This window comes from Microbacterium sp. UBA837, from assembly GCF_002296025.1.
Taxonomy (GTDB): Bacteria; Actinomycetota; Actinomycetes; order Actinomycetales; family Microbacteriaceae; genus Microbacterium.
Genome location: NZ_DBHD01000064.1, coordinates 1 through 7,806, shown reverse-complemented (window position 1 = coordinate 7,806; position 7,806 = coordinate 1). Strand labels below are relative to the sequence as shown.

At 65.2% G+C, this 7,806-nt stretch carries 7 protein-coding genes; all 7 read left to right on the top strand.

What is annotated here, in order from left to right; genetic code table 11:
• A partial coding sequence (locus B3587_RS05005; RefSeq protein ID WP_292726880.1) for an FHA domain-containing protein occupies positions 1-908 on the top strand: 908 nt, incomplete at its 5' end.
• 258 nt (positions 909-1,166) lie between these two features.
• Positions 1,167-1,535 carry a 30S ribosomal protein S12 gene (gene rpsL, locus B3587_RS05000; RefSeq protein WP_013584051.1) on the top strand — a complete coding sequence of 123 codons (369 nt, stop codon included), beginning with the start codon at positions 1,167-1,169 and terminating at the stop codon, positions 1,533-1,535.
• 5 nt (positions 1,536-1,540) lie between these two features.
• Positions 1,541-2,011 (top strand): 30S ribosomal protein S7, encoded by a 471-nt coding sequence (gene rpsG / locus B3587_RS04995; RefSeq protein ID WP_228177328.1) that lies wholly within the window; start codon positions 1,541-1,543, stop codon positions 2,009-2,011.
• Between the two features lie 83 nt (positions 2,012-2,094).
• Positions 2,095-4,209, top strand: a complete 2,115-nt coding sequence (gene fusA, locus B3587_RS04990) for an elongation factor G (protein WP_228177327.1) — start codon at positions 2,095-2,097, stop codon at positions 4,207-4,209.
• A gap of 161 nt (positions 4,210-4,370) precedes the next feature.
• Complete coding sequence (gene tuf, locus B3587_RS04985) at positions 4,371-5,564, top strand: elongation factor Tu (RefSeq protein ID WP_195692931.1); 1,194 nt, start codon at positions 4,371-4,373, stop codon at positions 5,562-5,564.
• A gap of 293 nt (positions 5,565-5,857) precedes the next feature.
• Complete coding sequence (locus tag B3587_RS04980; protein WP_292726879.1) at positions 5,858-6,346, top strand: LPXTG cell wall anchor domain-containing protein; 489 nt, start codon at positions 5,858-5,860, stop codon at positions 6,344-6,346.
• 323 nt (positions 6,347-6,669) lie between these two features.
• Positions 6,670-7,653 carry a hypothetical protein gene (locus B3587_RS04975; protein ID WP_292726878.1) on the top strand — a complete coding sequence of 328 codons (984 nt, stop codon included), beginning with the start codon at positions 6,670-6,672 and terminating at the stop codon, positions 7,651-7,653.
• Positions 7,654-7,806 lie beyond the last annotated feature (153 nt).

The following is a 7,806-nucleotide window of genomic DNA, read 5'->3' as shown; positions in this document are numbered from 1 at the left end:
CCGAGGCCGAGCAGAGTCCGCCGGCATTGGTGCCTCCCGTCGCGCCGGCTGCGTCGCCGTCGGCAGAGGTGCCCGAGGAGGCACGGCAGGTGCCGGCATCCAATACGCGGGAGCCGGCGCCATCCGCTCCCGACGAGCCGGCAGCACGGGACGAACCCGCTGCTGCCCCTGAACCCGCCGCTGCCCCCGAACCGTTCGCGCCGCCCGCGCGTGCTGCGCGACCTCCCGAGACCGGTGCTACGGGCCTGGCGCCGGCGGCCGACGCGGATGCCCCCGGCCGCGTGCCGGCGGGTGAGCCGATCGATGATGTGACGGATGCCGTTCCCGGCGCACCGGCGCCGGTTTCGGCGGTCAGCGGTCGGTCGCCATATGAGGACGCGCCCCTGTTCCCGCCGGTTGCCGACGGCGAACACTGGGCGACGGGGCCGGACGCAGAGCCCTTCCCCGAGACCTCGGGTGCAGTTTCGGCGATCGTCGGTTCCCCGGTGGCGGGATCGCCGCGAATGGCGCGATCGGCGGTGTCATCATCCGCTGACGCCGACGGTGACTTCGACGCGACGCTGCTGGCCCACCGCAATCGTCAGCGGTGGTCGCTCGTGACGGCGGCGGGCGACGAGTTCGAGTTGCGCGCGCAGGTCGTCATCCTCGGGCGGCGCCCGTCACCCGACCCTGCTCACTCGGGCGCGCAGCTCGTGGCACTCGATGACGTCACGGTCTCCAAGACACACGCTCGGTTGGAGTTGCGCGGCGAACAGTGGCACGTCGTCGATCTCGGGTCCACGAACGGCGTCGTTGTGATTTCGGTCACGGGGAGCGAGCTCGAACTCGCTGCCGGAGGGGAAGCTCCGGCCGGGGAACGGATGCTGCTCGGCGACCTTGAGTTGCGACTGGTCCGCGCGTCGCGTTGACAGCAGGGTCGAGAATGTTCTGCGTTTGACCGACCTCCGAAAACCCGCGTATCATTGATCGGGTGTGCGCCTGCGCGCCACTTGTGCTGCGCCTCGGTGTATCGCAAGGCAAGCGCGGTCCGCACATCAGGGAACGGCCTGCGAACAGGCCACCCCCACGGCATATCCACCACACGACTCGCGACAGACTTCTGGCGCGCCGGTGGATCTGTGGTGAAACCACGAGCTGTCACCGTGCAGCACAACCAAGGAGAAAACGTGCCAACCATTCAGCAGTTGGTTCGAAAGGGACGGTCGCCCAAGGTCAGCAAGACCAAGGCCCCCGCACTGAAGTCGAACCCGCAGCAGGCCGGGGTCTGCACCCGCGTCTACACCACCACCCCCAAGAAGCCGAACTCGGCGATGCGCAAGGTCGCTCGTGTGAAGCTGCGTAACGGCACCGAGGTGACCGCCTACATCCCCGGCGAGGGCCACAACCTGCAGGAGCACTCGCTCGTGCTGGTGCGCGGCGGCCGTGTGAAGGACCTTCCCGGTGTGCGCTACAAGATCGTCCGCGGCGCCCTGGACACCCAGGCTGTCAAGAACCGCAAGCAGGCCCGTAGTCGCTACGGCGCGAAGAAGGGCTGAGAAAAATGCCTCGTAAGGGTCCCGCCCCCAAGCGCCCCGTCGTCAACGACCCGGTCTACGGCGCTCCGATCGTCACCCAGCTGGTCAACAAGATCCTCGTCGACGGCAAGAAGTCGCTCGCCGAGTCGATCGTGTACGGCGCTCTGTCGGGTGTCGAGTCCAAGAACGGCCAGGACGCTGTTGCCACCCTCAAGAAGGCGCTCGACAACGTGCGCCCCACCCTCGAGGTCAAGAGCCGCCGCGTCGGTGGTTCCACCTACCAGGTTCCCGTTGAGGTCAAGCCGCACCGTGCGAACACCCTCGCGCTGCGCTGGCTTGTCAGCTACGCGAAGGGTCGTCGTGAGAAGACGATGACCGAGCGCCTGCAGAACGAAATCCTGGATGCCTCGAACGGCCTCGGTGCCGCGGTCAAGCGCCGCGAAGACACCCACAAGATGGCCGAGTCGAACCGCGCATTCGCCCACTACCGCTGGTAACACCCCTCCGCCGTTCCCGCAGGCCACGAACCTGCGGGAACGGCAGAGTCCGCGACATCCCTCACCACACGTAAGGACATCCCGTGGCACAAGAAGTGCTCACCGACCTGAACAAGGTCCGCAACATCGGCATCATGGCTCACATCGACGCCGGCAAGACGACGACGACCGAGCGCATCCTCTTCTACACGGGTGTCAACCACAAGATCGGCGAAACTCACGACGGCGCTGCCACCACCGACTGGATGGAGCAGGAGCAGGAGCGCGGGATCACGATCACCTCCGCGGCAGTCACCTGCTTCTGGGAGGGCAACCAGATCAACATCATCGACACGCCGGGTCACGTCGACTTCACCGTCGAGGTGGAGCGCTCGCTGCGCGTCCTCGATGGCGCAGTCGCCGTCTTCGACGGCAAGGAGGGCGTTGAGCCCCAGTCCGAGACGGTGTGGCGTCAGGCCGACAAGTACAACGTCCCCCGCATCTGCTTCGTCAACAAGATGGACAAGCTCGGCGCGGACTTCTACTTCACCGTCGACACGATCGTCAGCCGCCTCAAGGCCAAGCCGCTCGTGCTGCAGATCCCGATCGGGGTCGAGAACGACTTCGTCGGCGTCATCGACCTCATCTACAAGCGTGCGCTGGTGTGGCCCGGTGACGCCAAGGGTGACGTGACGATGGGCGCGAAGTACGAGATCCAGGAGATCCCGGCCGACCTCGTCGAGAAGGCCGAGGAGTACCGCGCGAAGCTGCTCGAGGCCGTCGCCGAGACCGACGACGAGCTGCTGGAGAAGTACTTCGGTGGCGAGGAGCTCACCCCCGAAGAGATCAAGGGTGCTGTTCGCAAGCTCACGATCGCCGGTGAGGCCTACCCGGTGCTGTGTGGTTCGGCGTTCAAGAACCGCGGTGTGCAGCCGATGCTCGACGCCGTCGTGGACTACCTGCCCTCGCCCCTGGACGTTCCCTCGATCGAGGCTCACGACCCCAAGGACGAAGAGAAGATCATCGAGCGTCACGCCGACCGCGAGGAGCCGTTCGCTGCTCTCGCGTTCAAGGTCGTTTCGCACCCGTTCTTCGGACGCCTGACCTACATCCGCGTGTACTCCGGTCACCTCGACTCCGGTTCTGCCGTCGTCAACTCGACGAAGGGCAAGAAGGAGCGCGTCGGGAAGATCTTCCAGATGCACGCGAACAAGGAGAACCCGGTCGAGTCGGTCACCGCTGGTCACATCTACGCGGTCATCGGCCTGAAGGACACGACGACCGGTGACACCCTGTCGGATGCCGACAACCAGGTCGTCCTCGAGTCGATGACGTTCCCGGAGCCGGTTATCGAGGTCGCCATCGAGCCCAAGACGAAGGCCGACCAGGAGAAGCTGGGTCTCGCGATCCAGAAGCTCGCCGAAGAGGACCCCACGTTCCGCGTCGAGCAGAACTCGGAGACGGGTCAGACCGTCATCAAGGGGATGGGCGAGCTTCACCTCGACATCCTCGTTGACCGCATGAAGCGCGAGTTCAAGGTCGAGGCCAACGTCGGCAAGCCGCAGGTGGCCTACCGCGAGACGATCCGCAAGGCCGTCGAGCGTCACGACTACACGCACAAGAAGCAGACCGGTGGATCGGGTCAGTTCGCGAAGATTCAGTTCGCGCTCGAGCCCCTCGAGGTCACTGCCGAGAAGATCTACGAGTTCGAGAACAAGGTCACCGGTGGCCGCATCCCGCGCGAGTACATCGAGCCCACCAACCAGGGCTTCCAGGACGCGATGAACGTCGGTGTCCTGGCCGGCTACCCCATGGTCGGTATCAAGGCGATCCTGAACGACGGCGCGTCGCACGACGTCGACTCGTCGGAAATGGCGTTCAAGATCGCCGGTTCGATGGGCTTCAAGGAGGCCGTCCGCAAGGCGAACCCCGTCATCCTCGAGCCGCTGATGGCGGTCGAGGTGCGTACTCCCGAGGAGTACATGGGTGACGTCATCGGTGACCTGAACTCGCGTCGCGGCCAGATCCAGTCGATGGAGGATGCCGCGGGCGTCAAGGTGGTCCGTGCCCTGGTTCCCCTGTCGGAGATGTTCGGCTACATCGGCGACCTGCGCTCGAAGACCTCGGGCCGCGCGGTCTACTCGATGGAGTTCGACAGCTACGCGGAGGTCCCCAAGGCCGTCGCCGACGAAATCGTCCAGAAGAACAAGGGCGAGTGATCGCCCACGGATGCCGCGCCCGCGGCATCCGGTTCTTCGGGGTTACAACTTCACACCAGAAACACACACACCCTCTCGCCTAGACTGAGAGACATCCCCGTAGAGTGCCGGTCGCAATCCAGCGCCCGGAGCTTCTACATGACCGTCCTGAGGAGGACCCAGTGGCTAAGGCCAAGTTCGAGCGGACCAAGCCGCACGTGAACATCGGAACGATCGGTCACGTTGACCACGGCAAGACGACGCTCACCGCGGCGATCTCGAAGGTGCTCGCCGACAAGTACCCGTCGGCCACCAACGTGCAGCGTGACTTCGCGTCGATCGACTCGGCTCCCGAGGAGCGTCAGCGCGGTATCACGATCAACATCTCGCACGTCGAGTACGAGACCCCGAAGCGTCACTACGCACACGTTGACGCCCCGGGTCACGCTGACTACATCAAGAACATGATCACCGGTGCTGCCCAGATGGACGGCGCGATCCTCGTGGTCGCCGCCACCGACGGCCCGATGGCTCAGACCCGTGAGCACGTTCTGCTCGCCAAGCAGGTCGGTGTTCCCTACCTGCTCGTTGCGCTGAACAAGGCTGACATGGTCGACGACGAGGAGATCCTGGAGCTCGTCGAGCTCGAGGTCCGCGAGCTGCTCTCGAGCCAGGACTTCGACGGTGACAACGCTCCCGTCATCCGTGTCTCGGGCCTGAAGGCTCTCGAGGGTGACGAGCAGTGGGTCAACTCGATCGTCGAGCTCATGGAGGCCGTCGACGAGTCCATCCCCGACCCGGTGCGTGACAAGGACAAGCCGTTCCTCATGCCCATCGAGGACGTCTTCACCATCACCGGTCGTGGCACCGTCGTCACGGGCCGCGCCGAGCGTGGCACTCTCGCGATCAACTCCGAGGTCGAGATCGTCGGCATCCGCCCGACGCAGAAGACCACGGTTACCGGTATCGAGATGTTCCACAAGCAGCTCGACGAGGCGTGGGCCGGCGAGAACTGTGGTCTGCTTCTTCGCGGCACCAAGCGCGAGGACGTGGAGCGCGGCCAGGTCGTCGTGAAGCCCGGTTCGGTTACCCCTCACACCAACTTCGAGGGCACGGCGTACATCCTGTCCAAGGACGAGGGTGGCCGTCACAACCCGTTCTTCACGAACTACCGCCCGCAGTTCTACTTCCGCACCACCGACGTGACCGGCGTCATCACGCTGCCCGAGGGCACCGAGATGGTCATGCCCGGTGACACCACCGACATGACGGTCGAGCTGATCCAGCCCATCGCCATGGAAGAGGGCCTCGGCTTTGCGATCCGTGAGGGTGGCCGCACCGTCGGCGCCGGCACGGTCACGAAGATCCTGAAGTAATCTTCGGAATCTCTCGACAGGGGTCGCTCGCGTCATGCGGGCGGCCCCTGTCGTCATACTGGAAACCCCCTGCTTCGGGGGTTGTGTCTCGGGGAGCACTTTGTTTCGAACCGGTGAACATTGCGTCCCGTTTCACGGCTCCGATTGTGGTATTCGCGAAACTGTGGGTAGCCTGGGAACAACTCGGGGAGGACGAGGGCTGTTCCAGGCAGCGATGGCCTCCGCGCGAAACGCCCCCCACGCCGCATGTCGGCAATAAACCAAACAGACTTTTTCTACGTCGGGGAGACACTATGAAGAGCCTACGTACCAAGATCGCGGCGGTCGCAATCGCTATCGTCGCTCTCGTTGCCGCCCCTACGGCGGCGATGGCCTACACGCCCGTTCCGCCGAGCGGAACCACGACAACGATTCCGGCCGGCGGGTCGGCGACGTTCCTGTTCGACTTCAGCGGCACCGGCACCGTCACCTACACCCTGACCGGTGAGGGCGTCGGGCCGGGCAGCCTCGCCATGGTGAAGGCTGCGCCGCCCTCTACCCAGGTTTCCAAGGCCGTGGGCGAGACCGTCACCGTGACACTCCCCTCGAACGCCACCGGATCGTACGAGCTGAGGGGCGAGCTCGGCAGCGAGACGATCACCCTCACGATCAACGCGACGCTCGCCACGACAGGTTTCGACGCGAGCTCGATGCTCGGCGTCTGGATCGGTGGCGGCGTACTGCTGCTCGGCGGTGTGCTCGTCACGGTCTTCGCGGCTCGCCGCGAACGCCAGGACGCCTAAGCCTCAGCGCTACGTCGGAAGCCCCCGCACTTCGGTGTGGGGGCTTCCTGCATCCCCATCACTTTCCCGCGAGTTGTCCTTCGCTGACGCGAGTTGTCCCTGGCTGACGCGAGTTGTCCCTGGCTGACGCCAGTTGTCCTTTGCTGACGCGAGTTGTCCTTTGCTGACGCGAGTTGTCCCTCGCTGACGCGAGTTGTCCCTGGCTGACCGGCCCGAGTAGGTCGACGAGCCGTCCCCGATCAGCTCCTCCCCACCTGCAGCCCCAGCGGCAATACTTCTCGCGCGTGGCGCACTCCCGCGCGAGTGGGTAACGACGGTGCACCGTGGATGCCATGACTCGTCGCCGTCCACCAGCGCAGCTGTTCAGCCTCTCGGATACGGACATCGGGCTGCCGCGTCGCGGGGTGGCAGGGAAGCGCCTCGCTTCCCTGCGTCCTGGCGCGCTCGTCCTGGCTTCCGATTGGGATGCCGTCTACGCGGAAGAGCGCCTTCGTTTGCGCGCGCTGGCCGTCGACGGCCGTCGACGTACGCGATCGGGAGCTTGGTCACACGCCACCGCTGCTGCTCTTCACGGGCTTCCGCTCTACCGGACCGGCACGAATCGCGTTTCGATGACCCTGTTCGGTGAACATCCGCGCCGGAACGGATCCGACGTGACGTGGCACTTCGCGCCGCTCGACGAGAGCGAGATCGTTGAGCGGGAGGGGATGCGCGTCACGAGTCTCGATCGAACTGTCTATGACGTCATCCGCACGGAGTCGTTAGAAACCGCCGTGGCTTGCTTCGATGCGGCGCTCCGGATGGCCGGGTGGGATGAGACAACGAACGAGTATGACAACGCCGCCGCCGAGGAATGCCGCGCCCTCGTCCGCGCTCGTGTCTTCGCCAACCCGGGCGCCCGCGGCATCATCCAGGCGCGATTCGTCACGCGCTTTGCGGACGGACGTGCCCAACTTCCGGGCGAGAGCGTGAGCAGGCTCTGGATGGCTCAGCTCGGCATCCGCAAACCCGAACTGCAATACCGGGTGGCACTGGGCGGTGGGAAGTACGCGTTGCTCGACTTCGCGTGGCCGGATGCCGGGCTCTGGTGCGAGTTCGACGGTGAGGTGAAGTACAGCGATGGCGACATCCTGCGGGGCCGTCACCGCGACGACGTTCTTGCTGCGCAGGCGGAGCGTGAGCGCAAGATTCGAGCGGCGACCGGATGGCAGCCATACCGGTGGGGCTTCGAACAGATGCAGTGCTTCGACGAGTTCGTGGAGTATCTGCGGGAGATCCGGCTCTACCCGGCACTTCGCGCAGAGTGACAGCGCGGCTGACGTAAGGACAACTCGCCTGGGTGAGTGACAACTCGCCTGGGTGAGTGACAACTCGGCCGGGGGAGGGACAACTCGGCTGGGGAGGTTTCGAGCTCACGGATCAACTCCGGCGCGAGTCGCCTTGCCTCACGTCAAGATGTC